Annotated in this window: 20 protein-coding genes and 1 pseudogene; 2 read left to right on the plus strand and 19 right to left on the minus strand. The window is 62.2% G+C overall.

Features of this window, described 5'->3' with window-relative positions; all coding sequences use genetic code 11:
* Positions 1-25: 25 nt before the first annotated feature.
* Positions 26-289 (plus strand): DUF2274 domain-containing protein, encoded by a 264-nt coding sequence (locus V5F48_RS23545; protein ID WP_394071847.1) that lies wholly within the window; start codon positions 26-28, stop codon positions 287-289.
* On the opposite strand, the gene V5F48_RS23550 is transcribed toward V5F48_RS23545, so the two are convergent.
* The 11 genes from V5F48_RS23550 to V5F48_RS23600 form a co-directional block, all read right to left on the minus strand.
* On the minus strand, positions 284-1,234 hold the full coding sequence (locus V5F48_RS23550; protein ID WP_394260460.1) for a LysR family transcriptional regulator: 951 nt from the start codon (positions 1,232-1,234) through the stop codon (positions 284-286). The two genes, V5F48_RS23545 and V5F48_RS23550, sit on opposite strands and share 6 nt — an antisense overlap.
* A 345-nt stretch (positions 1,235-1,579) precedes the next feature.
* Positions 1,580-2,218: a cation efflux transmembrane domain-containing protein gene (locus tag V5F48_RS23555; RefSeq protein WP_394015593.1), complete on the minus strand. Its 639-nt coding sequence runs from the start codon at positions 2,216-2,218 to the stop codon at positions 1,580-1,582.
* A 22-nt stretch (positions 2,219-2,240) separates the two neighbouring features.
* The gene (gene uppP / locus V5F48_RS23560) at positions 2,241-3,113 is read right to left on the minus strand and encodes an undecaprenyl-diphosphatase UppP (protein WP_394015654.1); all 873 of its coding nucleotides are present in this window, start codon (positions 3,111-3,113) and stop codon (positions 2,241-2,243) included.
* Positions 3,114-3,123: 10 nt separating this feature from the next.
* A complete protein-coding gene (locus V5F48_RS23565) occupies positions 3,124-4,146 on the minus strand; it encodes a lipid kinase (RefSeq protein ID WP_394015592.1) in 1,023 nt (340 codons plus the stop codon).
* Positions 4,147-4,182: 36 nt separating this feature from the next.
* Positions 4,183-4,920, minus strand: a complete 738-nt coding sequence (locus V5F48_RS23570; protein ID WP_394015591.1) for a cytochrome c biogenesis CcdA family protein — start codon at positions 4,918-4,920, stop codon at positions 4,183-4,185.
* Position 4,921: 1 nt separating this feature from the next.
* Complete coding sequence (gene lspA / locus V5F48_RS23575; protein ID WP_394015653.1) at positions 4,922-5,446, minus strand: signal peptidase II; 525 nt, start codon at positions 5,444-5,446, stop codon at positions 4,922-4,924.
* Positions 5,447-5,532: 86 nt separating this feature from the next.
* Positions 5,533-8,598: a heavy metal translocating P-type ATPase gene (locus tag V5F48_RS23580; RefSeq protein WP_394015590.1), complete on the minus strand. Its 3,066-nt coding sequence runs from the start codon at positions 8,596-8,598 to the stop codon at positions 5,533-5,535.
* A gap of 216 nt (positions 8,599-8,814) precedes the next feature.
* Complete coding sequence (locus V5F48_RS23585) at positions 8,815-8,937, minus strand: hypothetical protein (RefSeq protein ID WP_394015589.1); 123 nt, start codon at positions 8,935-8,937, stop codon at positions 8,815-8,817.
* The gene (locus tag V5F48_RS23590) at positions 8,934-9,323 is read right to left on the minus strand and encodes a rhodanese-like domain-containing protein (RefSeq protein ID WP_394015588.1); all 390 of its coding nucleotides are present in this window, start codon (positions 9,321-9,323) and stop codon (positions 8,934-8,936) included. The genes V5F48_RS23585 and V5F48_RS23590 overlap by 4 nt, the downstream gene beginning before the upstream one ends.
* A gap of 11 nt (positions 9,324-9,334) precedes the next feature.
* Positions 9,335-10,228, minus strand: coding sequence for an MBL fold metallo-hydrolase (locus V5F48_RS23595; RefSeq protein WP_394015652.1), 894 nt, complete (start codon positions 10,226-10,228; stop codon positions 9,335-9,337).
* A 520-nt stretch (positions 10,229-10,748) separates the two neighbouring features.
* Complete coding sequence (locus V5F48_RS23600) at positions 10,749-12,122, minus strand: phenylacetate--CoA ligase family protein (protein ID WP_394260459.1); 1,374 nt, start codon at positions 12,120-12,122, stop codon at positions 10,749-10,751.
* 75 nt (positions 12,123-12,197) lie between these two features.
* Here V5F48_RS23600 and V5F48_RS23605 point away from each other — a divergent pair, with 75 nt between their 5' ends.
* Positions 12,198-12,626, plus strand: coding sequence for a MerR family transcriptional regulator (locus V5F48_RS23605; protein WP_394015586.1), 429 nt, complete (start codon positions 12,198-12,200; stop codon positions 12,624-12,626).
* A gap of 396 nt (positions 12,627-13,022) precedes the next feature.
* Here V5F48_RS23605 and V5F48_RS23610 read toward each other — a convergent pair whose 3' ends face one another.
* The 8 genes and pseudogenes from V5F48_RS23610 to V5F48_RS23645 form a co-directional block, all read right to left on the minus strand.
* Positions 13,023-13,703, minus strand: coding sequence for a class I SAM-dependent methyltransferase (locus V5F48_RS23610; RefSeq protein ID WP_394015585.1), 681 nt, complete (start codon positions 13,701-13,703; stop codon positions 13,023-13,025).
* A gap of 97 nt (positions 13,704-13,800) precedes the next feature.
* A pseudogene (locus V5F48_RS23615) lies at positions 13,801-13,965 on the minus strand (SAM-dependent methyltransferase); the annotation flags it as partial.
* Positions 13,966-14,060: 95 nt separating this feature from the next.
* Positions 14,061-14,750, minus strand: a complete 690-nt coding sequence (locus V5F48_RS23620; protein WP_394015584.1) for an SCO family protein — start codon at positions 14,748-14,750, stop codon at positions 14,061-14,063.
* Between the two features lie 341 nt (positions 14,751-15,091).
* A complete protein-coding gene (locus tag V5F48_RS23625; protein WP_394015583.1) occupies positions 15,092-15,655 on the minus strand; it encodes a TlpA family protein disulfide reductase in 564 nt (187 codons plus the stop codon).
* Positions 15,652-16,269, minus strand: coding sequence for a DsbE family thiol:disulfide interchange protein (locus tag V5F48_RS23630; RefSeq protein ID WP_394015582.1), 618 nt, complete (start codon positions 16,267-16,269; stop codon positions 15,652-15,654). Before V5F48_RS23630 ends, V5F48_RS23625 begins: the two co-directional genes overlap by 4 nt.
* A 16-nt stretch (positions 16,270-16,285) precedes the next feature.
* Positions 16,286-16,729: a DUF411 domain-containing protein gene (locus V5F48_RS23635; RefSeq protein ID WP_394015581.1), complete on the minus strand. Its 444-nt coding sequence runs from the start codon at positions 16,727-16,729 to the stop codon at positions 16,286-16,288.
* A 28-nt stretch (positions 16,730-16,757) separates the two neighbouring features.
* Positions 16,758-18,071 carry a multicopper oxidase family protein gene (locus tag V5F48_RS23640; protein WP_394015651.1) on the minus strand — a complete coding sequence of 438 codons (1,314 nt, stop codon included), beginning with the start codon at positions 18,069-18,071 and terminating at the stop codon, positions 16,758-16,760.
* Between the two features lie 270 nt (positions 18,072-18,341).
* Complete coding sequence (locus V5F48_RS23645; protein ID WP_394015580.1) at positions 18,342-18,701, minus strand: hypothetical protein; 360 nt, start codon at positions 18,699-18,701, stop codon at positions 18,342-18,344.
* Positions 18,702-18,786 lie beyond the last annotated feature (85 nt).

Here is an 18,786-nt window from a genome sequence, read left to right on the forward strand (position 1 = left end):
CCTCGAACCCTACGGAGGTTGACCAATGGTGAAGCTGAAGCTCGGGGTCATTGACGATGACAAGCCCGTCAAGGTCTCAATCGAATTGCCGGCGTCGGTTCACCGCGACCTCGTGGCCTATTCCCAGGTACTCGCCCGCGAGACCGGACGGCCGATTGGCGACCCGGTCAAGCTGATCTCACCGATGATCGAGCGTTTTATGGCGACCGATCGGGTGTTCGCCAAGGCTCGGCGAGCCGTGATTCCGTCTCAGCGGCAAATTGCGCCAAAGGAGGCGGACCCCTCATAGTCCGGCAGTCCTATCAGCAAGGAGCAAGCCCGGCAAAGCAGCCTTCGACATAGTTCTCGCCAGACTGAGAAGCCGTCGCAGCGCCGGATTGTCGTTCTGCGGCGACCATATTGCGCAGAATGGCAGGATCTCCTCGGATAGCGGGCGGTAAACCACGCCGGGAAAGCGCGCGGCCGTCGTCGCTTCACTTGTAAGGGTAAGACCTTGTCTGATCGCTACAAGATGCATCAAGTTGTCCCTGCCCACGCCGTGGCGTTCGACGCTTGGATGGTGCCCAAGATCGGCCAGATGCTTCACCAGATAGTCGTGGATCTCAGGTCCGGGATCGGTCTCACTCACAATGAAATGTCTGTCTCGCAGATTCCCCCACACGATCTCTCGCTTTCGCGCTAGTTCATGATCGCTGGGCAATGCCACATAGACCCGCTCATTCCAGAGATGGGCCAGATCGCAGCCATCCGCGATTGGCTGACCTGTCAGGAAGGCGATATCCAGCCGATGCCTTTGAACCGAGGCGATGTGATCGGTCGGGGCCCCTTCGATGAGGTCGGGGCGGACCTCGGGGTTCGCTCCGACATAGGCGCGGAGCAGATCGGACAGAAAGCCAGAAGCGAGCGAAGAAAATATCCCAATGCGGACCACGCCTGTCTCACCACGACCGAACGAACCCGCATCGATGGCCGCGTGGCCAATCTGGCTCAGAGCCCGGCGCGCGCGGATAACGAATCTCTGGCCCGCCTGGGTGAGGTGAACGCCGCCATGGTGACGAACGAAAAGCGCGGCTCCGATCTCGTCTTCGAGATCCCGGATACGTCGGCTGATGGCAGACTCCTGAACTTTCAGCGCCTTTGCCGCGCGTCGAAAGCTTCCGCGCTCGGCGGCTGCAATAACGTAGCGAAGATGGCGCAGTTCGATCGTCAGGGTGCTACCTCCCGTGGCCTGAATTACGCGGCCACTCTTGCTTCCAGGAGGCTGCTACGATCGCGGCGTACCCGCTTCCTTGGCCATCGAGCCGTGCAAGACCATGCGGCAAGCTACATGCTGTAGCCGCTACAGGATCAAGAGAAATATGATCAAGATCGGAGGTTTGTTCTCTAGGCTTGAACAGCGAAACGATCCGCAGCCTCACGAGCGCATCAGATTCGTCTTCGTCGCCACGCACTCGCAGCGGAACCAATTTTTATGGAGCCGAGGAAGAAGTGCTGCGGTAGCCATTCGTCGCAGCTAAGTCAGGCTGGTTGCCTCAAGCCGCGAGTACGGTCCAAGCAAGGCGGAGGAACCGCTCGCTAATCATTTTTCGCGAACCGACAATCCCTCCCGTTGCGCCTCGCGCGCCTCCTTCAGAATATCCCAGCCGCCCTTGAGAACGATCCCAACAACCACCAGCCCTATGATCAAATCGGGAAGCGGTGACCTGAAGAACATGACTGCAGCGCCGGAAACAACGATGCCAGCGTTGGCCAGCATGTCGTTAGTCGTAAAGATCCAGGACGCCTTCAAGTGCACGCCCTGGTCTCGATGCGAGCGCAGCAACCGCAGGCAAAGCAGATTAGTCGCGGCGTTTGCGATGGCCGTAACAATCATGGCTAAACCGATCGGTTCAGCGCCCACGAAGAAACGTCGAAGGACCTCCACGAGCAGCGCCAGGCCCAAAACGATCAGAAGGACGCCCGACAGGCGTGCGACACGCGCCTTGGCTGCGACCGTTCGCCCGACGGCATAGATGCTCACCGCGTAGACGCCGGCGTCGGCTAAATTGTCCAAGGCGGCACCCAGCAGACCGGTGGAGTCTGCAATAACTCCAACGAACCCGGCGACAATCACTTGTAGGAAATTGATGCCGAGCACCCACAACAGGGTCTTGCGTTCGGCGGCATTACTCGCGTCAAGCTGGATTTCGGATTCTTCTTTGTTGTCTTTCGCACTCATGCAGATTTCCAACGTTCGCAAATCAGGTGAGTCGGCCCAATGCAATGGCGGTGATGAGAAAAATGCCGAGCGCGCCTCGATAAACCACGAAGGGCCAAGCCGAAAAGCGCTCGAGCACGCGCATCAGTCCCCAGATCGCGAAGAAAGCTGAAATAGAAGCCACCGCGAGCCCAACGAGGAGGATGGACCAGGCGTCGAGAGACAACTGAGCTTTGTAGAGTTCCCAAATTTCTTTGAAGCCGGCCAGGGAAATTGCCGGCAGGCCAAGGAGGAAGGAGAATCGCGCCGCCTCTTCCCGTTTCAGGCCGAGCGCAAGCGCGGCGGTCAAGGTGGAGCCTGAGCGCGACACTCCCGGGATCAAAGCGCCGATTTGCGCGATGCCGACAATCATTGCATCGATGAGGGACACATTCTCAAGTGTTCGTCTGTGGCGGGCATGAATCTCCGCCAACGCCAGGAGGACAGCCATGACGATGCAGGCCCAACCGATCACAGTGAGACTGCGCAAAGGAGAACTGCAGGCGTTCAGCACTCCCGACAAAGACAAGCCAGCCACGCCGATCGGGATCGTCGCGAGACCAATCCAAACAGAGAAGCGGAAGTGTCGGTCCCGGAAGTCCCGATGCACAACGGCGCGGAGCGAGTTCGTGGCCAACTGGCTCACGTCGTCCCAAAAATAGCTGACGACGGCAGCCAGTGCTGCGAGCTGCATGGCGGCGGAGAAGGCGGAGCCGGGATCCTGCCAACCGAGCAACGCAGGTACGATCCGCATGTGCGCCGTCGACGAGATCGGCAGCAGTTCGGTGATCCCCTGGACAACGCCCAGCACGGCGACCTTGATATAGCCCAACGTAACGAATCCAGTATCGACGCCCTGAGTACAAGCTTCCGTCATGCAGGCTCCTTTAATTTGCGAGCGCTGCTCGAAGGCGTTGGTCACCTGCTGGCACGAAAACTGACAACGCACGCGGCAAGAGATTGAAGCGGGCGGGCGTCATTGTCGTGATTTCCCCATCAGTGTTGACAGGTAGCGGCGGGTCAGTTCGGATCTCAAGGGGGCCAGGGCTGCAGAAGGCGCGCATGCCGACAAGATTTCGGTTACGACCGCGCCGGAATGCCGTCAGGAACAGCGGCCATTGCCAAAATCGTCGCGGCTCGACGCTGTAGAAGTCCAAGCATTGGTCGTCGATTGCTGCGGCCTCGTAGACGGCCATACCGCCGCCGTAAAACACACCGTTTCCGACTGCGATCTGAAGACTGTGGAGCCGGATCGTGCGATCGGCGGTCGCCACCTCGGCAGTGAACGGCCTCGTGTAAAACACTGTTTTTAGCGCAGCCAGCGGGTAGCTAAGCCGCCCCAAATGCCGCTTCAGGTTGCCAGTCATACGACGCACGAGTTCAACGCTCAGGCCCATGCTCGCAACATTGACGAAGTACTGGTCGTTGACTTGGCCGACGTCGATCCGCCTTGTGCAGCCCGCGACGATGACCGCGACCGCCGCTGCAGGTTCACTCGGAATACCAAGTGTCCGGGCAAGGTCATTCGCCGTGCCGAACGGTAGGATGCCGAGCGGCAAGCCAGCCTCTAGAACGCCCTCGAGCACGGCGTTGACAGTCCCGTCGCCGCCGCCGACGATCACGAGATCCACCTGATGAGCATGCCGACTGACCTCGCGAGTCATATCTGCCGACCGAGCGCACAGCCCGTACGTCAAGATAAATCCGCCAGCCTCAAGCTGCTTGACAGCGCCATCAGCTGCGCGATTACCACCGCTGCGGCTCCGCGGGTTCAAGAAGAGCAGCGCGCGCCTTTTAGTTGGTTGATGGTCCACCATGGTTTTCCTTGAAGGCCAAATCACAATGTTGCCGTGCAGGACGGAGCCATCGAGCGGCGGATCGAATGCCCCGAGGACGAGTTCGCGGCCCATCTGCCCCGACCGAGCGATCGTATGCGGCCGCGCACCTCAACCGATGCTGCCAAGCGCTGGAAATGTCGTCAGCATCCAAATGGCAATCTCCTGCATGCGACCCGTCATCATCAGAATGCCGATGCCGATCATCACCGCCCCCGCGCCCACGTTGAGCGCCGCGCCAGTGCGCCGCATGCGTTTCAAGACTACCGCCGCGCTACCGAGGAACAGCGCCACGAGGAGAAAGGGGACGCCGAGCCCAAGACTATAAGCGCCGAGGAGCACGGCGCCATTACCGGCCGAAGTCGCTGTGACGGTGAGGATCGAACCGAGAACCGGGCCGATGCAGGGCGTCCACCCGAAGCCAAAGGCAATGCCGAGGAGGAAGGCTCCGAAGGGGCCTCCAATCTGCTCTGGCCCCCGCCAACGCCGATCTATCATTAGCGAGATCGGCAGGCGCAGGAGCCCCGTCATAGCGATACCGAAGACTACGACCAGCGCGCCACCGATCAGGTTCGCTTCCATCTGATAGCGTTGCAGAAATCCGCCGAGCGCCATGGCACTCAGCCCCAGCGAAACAAAGACGGTAGTAAAGCCGAGAACAAAGAGGAGTGCCGGTCCGAGAATACGAAGCTGTCGGGTCCTCCCGTCGCCAACTGTCCCGTCAGCTCCGCCCGCGACGTAGGACAGATAGCCCGGAACGAGCGGCAGCACACATGGCGAGAGGAAGGAAATGGCTCCGGCCATCACAGCCGTGGCTAGCCCAAGCAAAGACACGTCTATGAGCGCCACGTCAGTACCCCGCGCGGCGCGGCCGCTTCTGAACGGGGATCATCGCCCTCGCCGGCCAAAAGGAGGCTGCGATCAGTAGGACGACGCCAATCGTTATCATCGTGTCCGCCATGTTGAAGGCCGGCCAGTGCCAGCCGCCGACATGGAAATCGAGGAAATCAGTTACGGCACCTTGACGTATCCGGTCCAACACATTGCCTGTAGCACCGCCGGCAATCAGGCCGAGACTAATCGTCTCGGATGGCTTTTCGGTTCTCATGGCCCAGACGAGAAGTCCGGCCACGATCACCATCTTGATTCCGGCGAGCAACAATGGGCGATCAAGAAAAAGCTCGCGGAACATCCCGAAGCTGACGCCCGTGTTGAAACCGAGCGTCAGATTGAAAAATGGCGCGATCTCGATCGTGCGCGGCGGCACCATCACAATGTTAACGATCAGCCATTTCGTGACGAAATCGACCGCAAGCGCGAGAGCTAGGGCACCACCGGCCAATGCAGTTCGTCGAATCAACTTCGGATACGCCACGATCAATCAGTCCTCATTGTTCAGCCGTTCTCCCCGGCCAGTGCATTTGTGCTGGGTCGAAATCGTACCGGTGCGGCTTGAGCTAGCTACGCCGGGGCCGTCTCGGTGATCGCGGGAGTCTGACGCCGGTGCGCCGAAACGCCGAGGCCGCCGGAGGGGCCACCCTGTTGAGTGCTGGTCTGACCGCGGTTGAGCAGGCGCAGGCCGTTAAGAACGACCAGCAGCGACGCACCGACGTCGGCCGCGATGGCACCCCATAGCGATGCGAGGCCAATCACCGTAAGCGCTGTGAACACAAGCTTCACAGCAATGGAGAACGCAACGTTCTGCCGGATGACGGCGAGCGTCGCGCGCGAATGGCGCACCAGCCACGGAAGCTTCGAAAGATCATCCGACATGAGTGCGACATCGGCCGTCTCAATGGCGGCGTCGCTACCCATGGCGCCCATGGCGATGCCGAGATTGGCACGTCCCATTGCAGGAGCATCGTTGACACCGTCGCCGACCATGGCAACCGACCCAAAGCGCCGCACCAGATCTTCCACGGCCGCCACCTTGTCGCCAGGTAGCAGTTCAGCCCGGACCTCGTCGATGCCGGTTTGCTTCGCAATCGCCTCTGCCGTCGCCCGGTTATCCCCCGTGAGCATCACGACGTGTTTGATGCCGGCGAGGTGAAGCGCCGTAACAATGCCTTTCGCCTCCGGGCGGACGGCATCTGCAACGGCGACGAGGCCCCAGACCTCCTGACCATCGCCGACCGCGACGATGGTGCGACCGGCGCTTGAAAGTTCATCGGCCCGCTGCAGAACTACATCTGAGTTGATGCCCCGCTCCTCAAGGTAGCGGCGCGAGCCGAGCCAGACCTCTCTGCCGGCCACGCGGCCGGTGACGCCTCGGCCAACGATGGCTTGGACGGCCTCGGCAGGCTCGGCGGCGATCTTGAGTTCGGCGGCTTTCGCGAGGATGGCGTGAGCGATTGGATGTGCGCTGCGCGCCTCCAGGGCCGCGGCTAAGCCGAGGAGTTCCATTTCGCTACGGCCTCCAAACGGCACGATCTCGACCACCTGCGGCCGCCCTTCGGTGAGTGTTCCGGTCTTGTCCATGGCAATGGCTTTGAGGCGCGCAGGCGTTTCGAGATGTGTGCCGCCCTTCACGAGGACGCCCTGCTTCGCCGCGCCGGCAAGTGCCGCCACGATCGTCACCGGCGTCGAAATCACGAGGGCGCAGGGGCAAGCGATCACGAGGAGCACGAGAGCCCGATAGAACCAGACGTCCCAGGCACCGCCCAAGAGCAAGGGCGGAGCGAGAAAGATCGCAATGGCGAGTACCATCACCACGGGCGTGTAGACACGCGCAAACTTCTCCACCCATTGCTCACTGGGCGCGCGTCGGCTCTGCGCCGAACCGACCATGCGGATGATCTGGGCGAGCGTCGTGTCATTCGCCGCTTTGGTGGTCACGACATCAAGAGCACCCTCTCCGTTGATGGTGCCGGCAAAGATCTCGTCGCCTTCCGCCTTGAATACGGGGACGCTTTCCCCGGTGATCGGCGCTTGATTGACCTCGCTCTCGCCAGCGGCAACTCGGCCGTCGAGCGGCACCTTGTCCCCTGGCCGGACGATGATGTGCGCGCCGACCCGAACCTCAGCCGCCGGAACGTCGCGCTCGGAGCCGTCTTCGAGCTTGACGCGCGCTGTCGGCGGCGCGAGTTCCATGAGGGCGGCAACCGCCCGGCGCGCGCGACCGAGGCTCCAAGCCTCGAGCGCCAGCGCCAGTGCAAAAAAGAACGAGACTGTAGCGGCTTCAAACCAAGCACCAATACCGATGGCGCCCGCGACCGCGACCATCATCAGCAGATTCATGTCGGGACGAAGCCGTTTGGCCGCGAGCCACGCCTTGGGCGCGACGTAGCGCGCCGCGCAGAGCACCGCGATCGTGTAAAGCACCATGCTCGGCACTGGGGTCGAGGCCAAGGCGTGTTCACCTGCCTCGAAGGCTGCGATAACGCCGCCCCCGAGCCAAGCGTGGACCGCGAAGCCCAACGCCGTGAGCACGCCGCTTGCGGTTGTCAGCCACGACTGCACCCGCTTGCGCCGCCCTTCAGCCTGCGCGGCTTCGCTAGTGTCGCCTTCAATCCAGCGCTCGGAGCGTAGACCTGCACGAGCCACCGCCTTCTCGATGCGGGCTTCGAGCGCCGCCTCCGGCGTCACGTCGATCGACATGCGGCCGTTGAGGAGATCGAAGGCGAGCTTGTCTTCCCCGACCAGCGGCCCAACCTCGCGCTTCAACGCCGCGATCTCGTCGGCACAGTCCATGCCGTGAATGCGAAACACGACTTGGCCGGGCAAGCGTGTCGGGATCGGCGGACTGAGTGCCTCCTGCACCTCTGCGGCACAGCCGCACGCCGCACCTTCAGGCACTCCGGCGCGGTCGGCCGCACTGAGCGAGACTGCCGGCGGCGACCAGGGCTCGGCGCGCATGCCCGTTCGCGCCACGGCTTCCCCGATCGCGTCGGGCGCTGCCCGATTCTGGGGGGCCACGGTCATCATGCCTCGCGCGGTGTCGAAGGCGAGCTTGTCCTCGCCGACAAGCGGACCAAGTTCCCGCGCGAGGGCCGCCACCTCGTTCGTGCAATCGAGGCCGTGGACGCGAAAGAGCAACGTCTCGGCCGTGCCATCCTCAACAAGGGAAGCACGCATGCCCGTCGGGGCAACGCGGCCGATGATGTCGTCGATGGCCGCCTGTCGCTGCGGCGCGACCGTCATCAGCCCCTTCGCGGTGTCGAACGTCAGCCAAGCCTCGCCCCCAACCAGCGGACCAATCTCACGCTTGAGCGCCGCAACTTCATTCTTGCAGTCGAGCCCTTCGACCCGAAACAGCAGTGCCGGTGCAGATTGCTGCGCTGGCTCCCTAAGGACATGCGCTTGCATGCCGGTCGTCGCGACCGCCCGTTGAATAGCGTCGATCGTCGAAGCGTTCTCGGATATCACCTCCATGACTCCGGCTTGAGTATTAAAGGACAGCTTGTCGTCGCCGCCGACAAGCGGCGCCACCGCAGCGCGAAGGGCACGAACCTCGTTCTGGCAATCTAAGCCGTCGACTTTAAAGCGCAGCTTGCTTGAATGGCTCATCATCGCGGCATCAGCAGTCATCACAGTCCCCTTACTGTTGTCATTGCGCTCGGCTCCAAGCTCTCTCACTCTCTTGGTAACCATACATTCTGTAGTCACTACAGAATCAAGGGGGGCGCTGCCGCAGGCGGCTCTTTCTGATCTTTTAATTTTGCCTTGCCAGATTCCAGGCTCGGGCCCTTGTTGGGCACCAGCTGGATGCGCAGTTACGAAGACCCGCGCAACGCATGGGCCTGCTCACTTCCGCGAAAAGACGTATTTGGCGAGGGCTATCGCCCCGAGCACCAGAACGACGATGACGAGGAGACCGAAAACGCCCATGCCCCACATCATCCCGCCCGCCATCATGTCGTGCATCATCGGTCCGCCTCCTCTCGAGGGCCGCCGGCTTGCTGAAGCGCCGGGAAGCCGCCGGCAACGTGCGCGACATCGGTGACGCCCATTTCCAAGAGCGCCTTGGCCCCGAGGGCAGAGCGGCTTCCTGAGCCGCAATAGAGCACCAGCTTCTTCCCAGCCCCGAGCTCCCGCTTGTGGGTCGGGCTTGTGGGATCAGCATAAAATTCGAGGAATCCGCGGGGTACATGCACAGCGCCCCGGAGCTTGCCAGTTTTTTGCAGCTCTTCCCCCTCGCGCACGTCGACAAAGACGACGTTCGGGTCGCCCATGAGCTCTACGGCGTCTGCGCCCGAGAGGCTCCGTATGTCTCTGGTAGCTTCAGCGACCAGTTCCTTTGCGCTCTTGGCCATTTTTAACACCTTTACTCGTCCCAGGGTGCGCCCTCCAGCGCATCGAGGGGGATCTTCAAATAGCGCTTACCGCTGCTCTCGGGCTCGGGCAGCCGCCCTCCGCGTATGTTCACCTGCAACGACTGCAGAATGAGCTTCGGCATGGGCAGCTCTCGGTCGCGCTTTTCCCGCAGAGCAACGAACTCCTCCTCCGTTATCGCCTTGATCACGTGGATGTTTTCGGCCTTCTGCTGGGCGACCGTGCTTTCCCACAAGGGCTTCCTGTCGCCCGGACAATAATCATGCCCGGTGAACAGGCGCGTCTCGTCCGGCAGCGCCAAAATGCGCTGGATGCTCGTCCACAGCGCACTCGCGCTACCGCCGGGAAAATCCGCACGCGCCGTACCGCCATCTGGCATGAAAAGCGTGTCGTGGATGAAGGCCGCGTCGCCTGTGACGTAAGCAATCGAGGCCAGAGTATGCCCCGGTGTGAACAGCACCTCGACATCCATATTGCCGATCTTGAAGCGTTCGCCGTCGGAAAAAAGCCGGTGCCATTGCGAACCGTCGGTCGGAAAACTTGGGGGTAGGTTGTAAATTTCTTTCCATAGCTTCTGGACGTCGACCACTTTAGCGCCGATTGCAGTCGGAACTCCGGTTCTGTCATTCAGGTATCCGGCGGCAGAGAAATGGTCTGCGTGGGGGTGCGTATCGAGGATCCACTCAAGCGTGTAACCCTCACGGTCGATGTATTTGAGAAGGGCATCCGCAGACGGTGTGGCGGTGGCGCCCGACTTCGGATCGAAGTCCAGGACCGGATCAATAATGGCGCAGCGTTTTGTTTCCGGGTCCGCGACGACATACTGGACGCTGAACGTCCGTTTCTCGAAAAAGCCCGTCACAATCGGACCTTTCCGGATGGGCAATGACCGTTGAGCTGACCGGGGGAAGTCAGTCTCGGGTTCACCAGCGACCGCGGCCCTCATCGTTAAGCTCCTTATAAATTCTGAGCCAATCTACTTCCTGTAGCGACTACAGGATCAAGCCCCAATTTAAGTGGGTGTCTCAGTTTGAAACTCGGTACGGCGAGGGCAGCCGACCGTAGTCAACGACCAGCGGATGGCCTGGATTCGACGCTCGCCCTTGCCGGAGATCCATACAGGTTCATCTCGAACCGGTGTCGGCGCTACCGATCGGACCTGTTGGAAACGCGGCTTCTGCTGCGGAAGACTATCTGCATGACGGGCCCGGAAGCGGTGCGGCTGTTTTACGATCCGCGTCGGTTCGTGCGCCGCAGTGCCACGCCTAAGGCGATCCAGAAGACGTTGCTCGGGGAAGGTGGCGTACAGGGTCTCGACGACGGGGTGCCCTTGTCACGTGGAATTCGGGGCACCGATCTGTCCTTCTTCATCTACTGTCTCGCACGTCCTCCTTGCCACAGGCGACCTACGAGCGGGCGCTGTCCACGAGCGGAAGAACTTGCCTAAACTTCCCGCCCTTGGACTGTTCCGGCGATTCCTCGGCGCGCTCCACGGCGACGTGATCAAGGCCATGTTCGGCAAGCAGGCGTTTGATCCCGGCCTGCACCGTTTCCCACACACGATCCGAATCAGCGCCACGTGTTTGCAGGCGCACGCGAAGGCTCGTGGGGCCTGTCTGCACGATCTGAAACATCTGAAGCCCAGGGGTACGATCCGCCACCGTGGAAAAGGCCAGGGGTGCGATGGTCACTCGGTCGCCGCCATCGGTGCGGAAGGTCAGGACCTCCGAGGATCGCCCTTGCACACGGATGGCTGGCAGCGGATTGCCGCACCGGCAAGGTCCGGCCTGCTGCAAGACACTGTCGCCCAGATCGTAGCGCAAAATCGGCTGCACTCGATTGGCGAGATTGCTGATGAGCACCGTATGGGAAGGCTCACCTGGCGGCACCGGCAGATGGCCCGCGTCAACCGGCTCAAACACCACCCAGTCGCTGTTGACGTGCAACCATCCATGTTCGCAGCTGTAGCTGAAGAACGGGCACTCGGTAGCGGCGTAGCTGTTGCCGACCTTTGCCTTAAATGCTCGGGCAATTCGATCGTACTCCCCTTCCGGCAGCCCTTCGGCGGAGAGCGCCAGTAACACCGGATTGATGTGCAGACGGCCGCCTTCCTGTTCGCTTGCAAGTAGCGCACCCATGCTCGCGTAAGGCGCGAGGAGCACCGGTCGGAACTGGTTGAGCCGGGTCACGAGCTCTTGCAAAGGCATGTGCACCGACAGCACTTCGAGGCGTCGGCCTCGGCTCGTCTTTAGGCGTGCCGCAGCCACTGCGGAGGCGAGGTGGCCGCCCGTCGCCATGACCATCGCCATGCTCCCTCCGCCCGCGACGATCCGAATGAAATCCACCGCACCGAGCCAGGCCGTCAGCATGCGAAAGGCCATCGCGCTAGTGACGGCCATGCTCCGGTCATCGACCACGAAGACGCCACGCGTTCCCGTCGTGCCCGATGTCGTCAGCAGGGTGTATTTGCCAAGGAAGCGCTCGCCGATAAGCGTCGAATCTTCTGCGAACGCTTGCGCCCGTTCCAGGGTTATCTGTCGATCGACACACCAGTCATCGAAGCGAGCCATCAACGTCTTCTTGTCGGTAACAGGAAGCTGCTCGGCGCGTTCGACCCGATCCGGCAGATCACGGTACAGCTCACGGTAGTACGGTGAGTTGGCGCGGGCGTGGGTGACCATGTCGGCGAGACGGGCGCGCTGGCGTTGCGCGATTGCGCTGAAGCCCTTCCTTCGTGTGCGCCAGGCGTCCCAGATCAGGCCTATCACATGCTCGGTCATGATCGTTCCCAGGTTCACACACCTTCAGCCGCTTGCTACACGTACAACCTGTAGCCACTACAGGAGCAACCCCCGATGATCGCGATCGGAGCCTTATCCCGACGCACAGGCGTCAATATCGAGACGATCCGCTACTACGAGCGGATCGGGCTGATGCCGAAGCCTGGCAGAACGGAGAGTGGGCGGCGTCGATACGGCACACCGGACGTCCAGCAGCTCGCCTTCATCCGTCACGCGCGCGAACTTGGATTCGAGATCGCGACAATTCGCACGATGCTCGGGCTGCGGGAGATGCCCGATGCCTCCTGTGAAGAAGTCAGCCGGATCGCCCAAGATCAACTCGCGGCGGTCGACGATCGCATCGCGCGGCTGCTGGGCTTGAAGGACGAGCTAACGCGCATGATCAGATCCTGCGCGAACGGAAAGGTCGCCGACTGCCGGATCATCGAAGTGATGGCCGATCACGTTTCGCTGGCCGCGCGTCCCGGCCAAAACTCCTCATGACGAGCAGGATCGCGCCTACCACAGTGCAGCATTGGCAAAATTGAACGCTGCCAGTGATAGCCCAGGCGTGGAGGTCGAGATAGTCAACGACGGCTCCAAGTCGGAGCGATCCGCGATATTGCTTACGGCGCCGCCGATGATGCTCCCAGGGTTACGGACTCCCAGACGTTGCCGGCACGTCAGACCAGACCGCTGACAGCACGACGATGCCGATGAACCGTTGGCGAACAATCCGAACGACACGCCCTCGTTGACGCCCAAACTCCGATCAAAAACAGCGCAACAAGTGACCCGATCGCCGTTCGATAGCGTGGCGACCGCCAAGAACTTTGTCATCTGATCAAGGCCAGGGCCAGCAAGGCGGCCGCCAACCCGGCCGGCCTGACGCGCGCGAAATTACAGACGCAAAGCTCGGATCAGGGAAATCGATCCGGTCGAGGCAAAGACAACCTCGAGCTCGACCACCTCGGAAAAACCGGCCGAACGGATCAGCTCCGGCAACACGCCCCGTGCCTGTGGCTCGGTATTCTCGGTCCCGTCGAGATTTTGTACGGTGGCGCGGAAAAGCCTCCGCATCAGCTTTGTGCGTTGAAGGCCATAATCGGCGATATGGAGCTCGCCGCCTGGAGACAGAGCCTCATACGCAGCGCCGAGCGCCGCCGACTTTTCCGACAATGCGACTTGGTGGAATACAAGGCTGGACACGATCTTCGTCACCGCCCGACCGCGCAGCAATGAACTGGCGTCGCGTGCGAATCCTTGAACCAGATCCACCGCAACTCCCGCACGCCCGGTCTTCGCACGCGCCCGATCCAACACGGTCGGATCCGGATCGATGCCGACCAGCTTCACCCCTCGGGCAGCCGTCCCCAGCTTCACGAGCAGCGATCCTGTGCCACATCCAAGATCGGCGATCACGTCGTCCGGCGACGGTCCCACCTGCGCCACCAAGCGGTTCCGCCAGTGGCTCTCTCGGGTCAAGACCGCGACGCCGAAATCATAGAATGGCGTCAGCCAATGGAAGCCCGCCGCAGGCGTAAATGGTGCAACTTCGCTTTCAGAACGGCTCGACGTCATCGCATCTCTCCTCAGCGTAAGGATGCTACTTCCTGTAGTCGCTACAGGATCAAGCGATTTGGTTGCGGGGCATCGGCCCTTGAGCGCCAGGATTTCACACGGCCGGAAGATAGAAAGGCAGGTTAAGCCCCGAGCCGACACCAACCTCGAGCACCCTGCCTTCCGCCGCGCCGATCACCCGCTCGCGATAAGGTCGCAGCCGCTGGTTACGCATCGCGAGATCACAAAGCCTCTGCAGTATGACGTCGTTGTAAAGGCTCATCACGCCGCTTCCTAAGCCGTGCTGATGCTCGCAGCCTCCGCCGCATCAGTGATTCCGCCCGTCGCTTTTCGTTGCAAAACTTGCGCTCGTGGGCATCAAAACAGTCCTTTCAGCTTATCCCAGAAGCCTGAACTCGGATGTCCGTGAGGTTTTTGCGCCCGGTTTGTGAGCGCGTTGACAAAGATCACCAGATTGACCGGCTCGAACTTCAGGCCATGGAAGCGGGCACGAAGCCGACCATCCTGGTCGATGACATGAGTGACGATGCCGTGCATCTGCATGCCGTCATCGCCTTGCGTGAACTTGAGACCGTAGGCCTCGGCGATCTTGCGCGTACTGTCCTCGGGCTGATCGGGGGCGGCCGTCAGGAACATCCAATTAATAGGATCGAGGCCGTGGGCATTGCCGTAACCGCGCAGGACCTCGCCGGTGTCACGCTTCGGATCCGTCGTGATGGTAACAAACTCGACCATTGCCTTCATCGGCGTCTGGTTGATCATCGTCTGGAGCTCGGCCATCCGCTCGGCGTGGAGCGGGCACACGTCCGGGCAATTCGCGTAAATGAAATTCAACACTACGACCTTGCGGCGCAGGCTGGCGAGGCTGACGACGCGACCATCGGCATCCTGCAAGATGAATCCTGGCGCCTCGCTGTCGACCGACTGGAAGTATTTGTCTTTGTCGCGCAGATCCTGATCGACCTCTTCAAGGGAGTGGGCCAGGACCGGCGCAACGCTCGCCATCAACAAGGCGATTATGAGCACTGAGAAATGCAGGAGACGCATGGCGATTCACCTTGGAGGGACGCCCGTGGCGTGCGCACCGCAGGAACTGCTAGCCTTGCCCTGGCCATCGGGCGTTTGCGCTCCTCCGGTCCCCTTAGACGAACCATTCACCCGGCTCGTACAAAGACCGAGCGCGCACATCGCGACGCAAGGAAGCGCGCTCAGCAGCAGCGGAGCGGCACCGATTGCGACGAGCCCGCTCCAATTGAACGCCCCGCCGATACCGAGCACCAGGACACCGAGCAGAATGAGTCCATGCCGGCCCCGCAGCAAACGTTTTAACCCGCCTAGACGCGACTGAGACTCGGGATCGGTCGGCATGTCAGTGGCATCAATACTGGTCATAACGGTTGATCACTTCGTTGTGGGGCAGACGGATGCTTTTCTTGGCGGTCGATGATCGATTTGAAGAATGCGGCCATGTCCGGCGCGTCCCATTCGGCTGGACCGATCAGCCGCCCGAGTTCCTGGCCTTGCGCGTCGATAAGCAGCGTCGTCGGTAGGCCAGCCGTCGCAAGGGCGAAGCCAGCCTTGCTAGAAGGATCGATGTGGATGGCAAGGTGCTGGATGCCGATGTCGGCGTAAAATTTCTTCACAACCTCGATCCCGCCGCGGTCGATCGACAAGGCGAGCACCTCGAAATCTGGCCCGCCGAGTGTCGCCTGCAGCCGGTCGAGCGTCGGCATCTCCTTCCGGCAGGGCGAACACCAGGTCGCCCAGAGATTAAGGAGCACCACTTTGCCGCGGAAGTCGGCGAGCGTCTGAGGGTTGCCTTCGCCGTCCGTGAACCGGAGCTCCGGCACGGGGGCCGGCACATCGCGCAACACGAAATTCTGGGGCGGACCGGCGAGCACCGGCCCCGCCATTGCGAAAATCGCGACAATGGCGAGGACGGGCCGTCTCATGACGTGCCCCCCTTCGCCTGCTGGCGCAGACGATCGACGAGCGGAAGGATCGTCTCAGTCAAAGCCTGCTCAGTGACCGGACCAATCTGCTTGTGGGCGATACGTCCGTCGGCGCCGACCACGAAGGTCTCCGGCACGCCGTAGACACCCCAGTCGATCGCGACGCGACCGTCCCGGTCGGCACCGGTGCGGATGTAGGGGTCGCCAAACCTATCCAGCCACTCGGCCGCATCTTCGGGGCGGTCCTTGAAGTTGAGCCCGTGGATCGGCACCGTCCGGTCCTGCGCAAGGCGCAGGAAGAGCGGGTGCTCAGCCCGGCAGGCGACGCACCAAGACGCGAAGACATTGACGAGCGAGACCTGGCCTCGGAGATCACCGGTCGACAGGCCGATCGTGCGGCCTTGGACGGGCGGGAGGCTGAAGGCCGGCACGGGTTTGCCGATCAGGGCCGACGGAAGCTGGCTGGGATCGCTGCCGAGCCGCGAGGCGACCACGGCGGCGAGGCCGCCGAAACCGACGACCGGCGCAAAATAGAGCAGCCGACGCCGCGTGATAGCTGCGGCCGGCTGCTCCACGGCTGTGGTTGCATGCTCCGTGGTAGTGCTGCCAGTCATCGAAGCGACCTCCCAGTCATTCCGTCGCGTAGACGGTCGGAGCCTTGCCGTCCTTAGTCACGGCATAGATCACGAACTTCTCGGTCTTTGTGCCCACCATCCCCGGCGAGCCCATCGGCATTCCCGGCAGCGTGATGCCGTCGATCGCCGGCTTCTGGGTGAGCAGCCTGCGAACAATGTTCACCGGAACATGGCCGTCGATCACGTAGCCGTCGACGAACATCGTATGGCAGCCTTCGAGCTCCGTCGGCACCCCGGCCTTGCGGCTGATCTCCGCGAGGTCATTGGTCGGCTTCACGTCCACCTGAAAACCGTTCTGGCGCAGATAGTCCGCGTATCCCTCGCAACAGCTACATTGGGGGTTCTTGTAGAGAGTTGCCCGAATGCCGGTGTCCGCGATCGACGGCATCGGCAGCAGTAGAATGGCGGCGCTTCCGAGCAGAAAAGTTCGTCGTTGCATGGGTGGGTTCCCTTCGTCTGGTTCGAATTCAGGCCACGCGCAGCACGGTCATCATGCCGGCCATCTGGTGGTCGATGACGTGGCAATGCAGCATCCAGTCGCCCGGATTGTCGGCGACAAAGGCGACCTCGACGGCATCCCTCGGCGCCATCAGGACCGTGTCCTGCCATTGCCGGTGCGGCACCCGAACGCCGTTCCGGCTGAGCACCCGAAAGCTGTGGCCGTGAAAGTGCATCGGGTGCCACCAAGCGGTTTCGTTGCGCAGAACCAGCACGACGCTGTGCCCGCGCTGGAATGTGAGGGCGGGCTCCATGCCGGCATGGCCGTCGCCGGTCATCGACATGCCGTTGATGGCCCAGGCGGCACCGCCGCCCATGCCCATCATCCCACCCATCATCCCGCCCATGCCGGTCATGGCGCCGCCCCCCATCATGCCGCCCTGGAGCGTCAGCTCGTGGCGATCCGCATTGGCGAGATCGGGCTCCGCTAGGGGATTGCGTAGAAGGCTGAGCGGCGCGTCAGGGGGATGCTCGCGAATGGGCGGCTTCTCTCCGTAGGCGAGCTGCGTCACCCAGTAGGACAAGCCGTCGTAGAAATCGTCGATGACGCGGTAGCGGCGCCCCGGCTCGCCCTGCATGTCGAGCGCGACGTCGATACGCATGGCAGGGCCGAGCAAGATCCGGCCGCCCTCGGGCTCGTGCGGGTCGCAGGGCTGACCGTCGATCGCCACGATCACTGGCCGGTGCCCCTCGAAGCGCAGGGCCATGACGCGAGCGAGCGAACCATTGACGAGGCGGAGGCGAATGCGCTCGCCGGCCCGGATCGGCTCCTCCTCCGAAACCTGACCACTCAGTGTGACCGTATTGCCGACCCGGCCGGACATAGCCGCTTCCATCCGGTTGCCAAATCCTGAGGCGATCTCACCCCCCGAGGTCAGCCGCCAGTCGGCCAGGAGCCAGAGAAGATCGCGGTCGACCGGGACGGTCTCGCGCTCTTCGACGATGATTGCCCCGGCGAGCCCACGGCCGAGCTGCTCCAAGCTGTTAGCGTGCGGGTGATACCAGAAAGTCCCCGCATCGGGTGGCGTGAACTCGTATGTAAAGCTCTCGCCAGGTTTGATCGGCGGCTGCGTCAGACCGGGCACGCCATCCATGGCATTCGGCAGCCTTATGCCGTGCCAGTGGACAGTGGTGTCCTGGTCGAGATGGTTCTCGACGATGATCCGCGCCGGCTCTCCCTGCCGCAGGCGCACAATCGGACCCGGCACGGTGTTGTTATAGGCCCAGACATCGGTTTCCGGGTGGCCTTCGCCGGCAAGACGCGCGCGGGTTGGCGCCGCCATGATGCGATGATCGACAGGCACTGCGGCCCTCGCCGGCAACGACCGTAACGCTGTGGTCAATAGAAGACCGGCGCCGGCCCCGAGCAAGCTTCGACGCGACACGGGATAACTGAATTCGATACTCACGTTCGACCCCTCCGTTCATCGTCGATGACGGAACGCGTCGGCCTTCGATTGCTGATGACATCCGATGGGCTCAATGCGCGCGGCAGAAGACGCGCGGACGCGCTCGTTCACTCGGCTCATCGCCTGAACGCGAGAGCCGCAGCGTCAACCGATCTCGATGGGTCTCGGAGGGTATGGTTCGGGCGGCGATGCCTTGCCGTTAAGCAGCGGGTATCGCGCCATGAATGACACGGTCTTGTGGACCAGCATCACCGGCTCGGCTAGCGGGAGCACCGCCAGCATGGGTGCTACGCAGATGGCCGCGCAGGAGATGGCCTTCATGCCATCGTCGCCGCCGCCCGCTGGGCAGCCCTGACAGGGGTCGTGCCCGGAACCGCCCATGTCGAATGCCATTGCCATCTTCACGGTCATGTCGCTGGCCTGGGCGGCGGACAGGCTCGTCCCCACGGTGACAAAGACCGCGAGGAATAGGGCAACGAGCTGTCGGGCCGACCAAAGTTTCATGGCAGTCTTAGCATCGCCCCAAACTGTGCCGAAAACAAGCCAGACTCATAGAATGCGACGATGGGACGCCGGACGGGTTGCGGCC

This window comes from Xanthobacter autotrophicus ATCC 700552 (genome assembly GCF_043194565.1).
GTDB classification, from domain to species: Bacteria; Pseudomonadota; Alphaproteobacteria; order Rhizobiales; family Xanthobacteraceae; genus Xanthobacter; species Xanthobacter autotrophicus_F.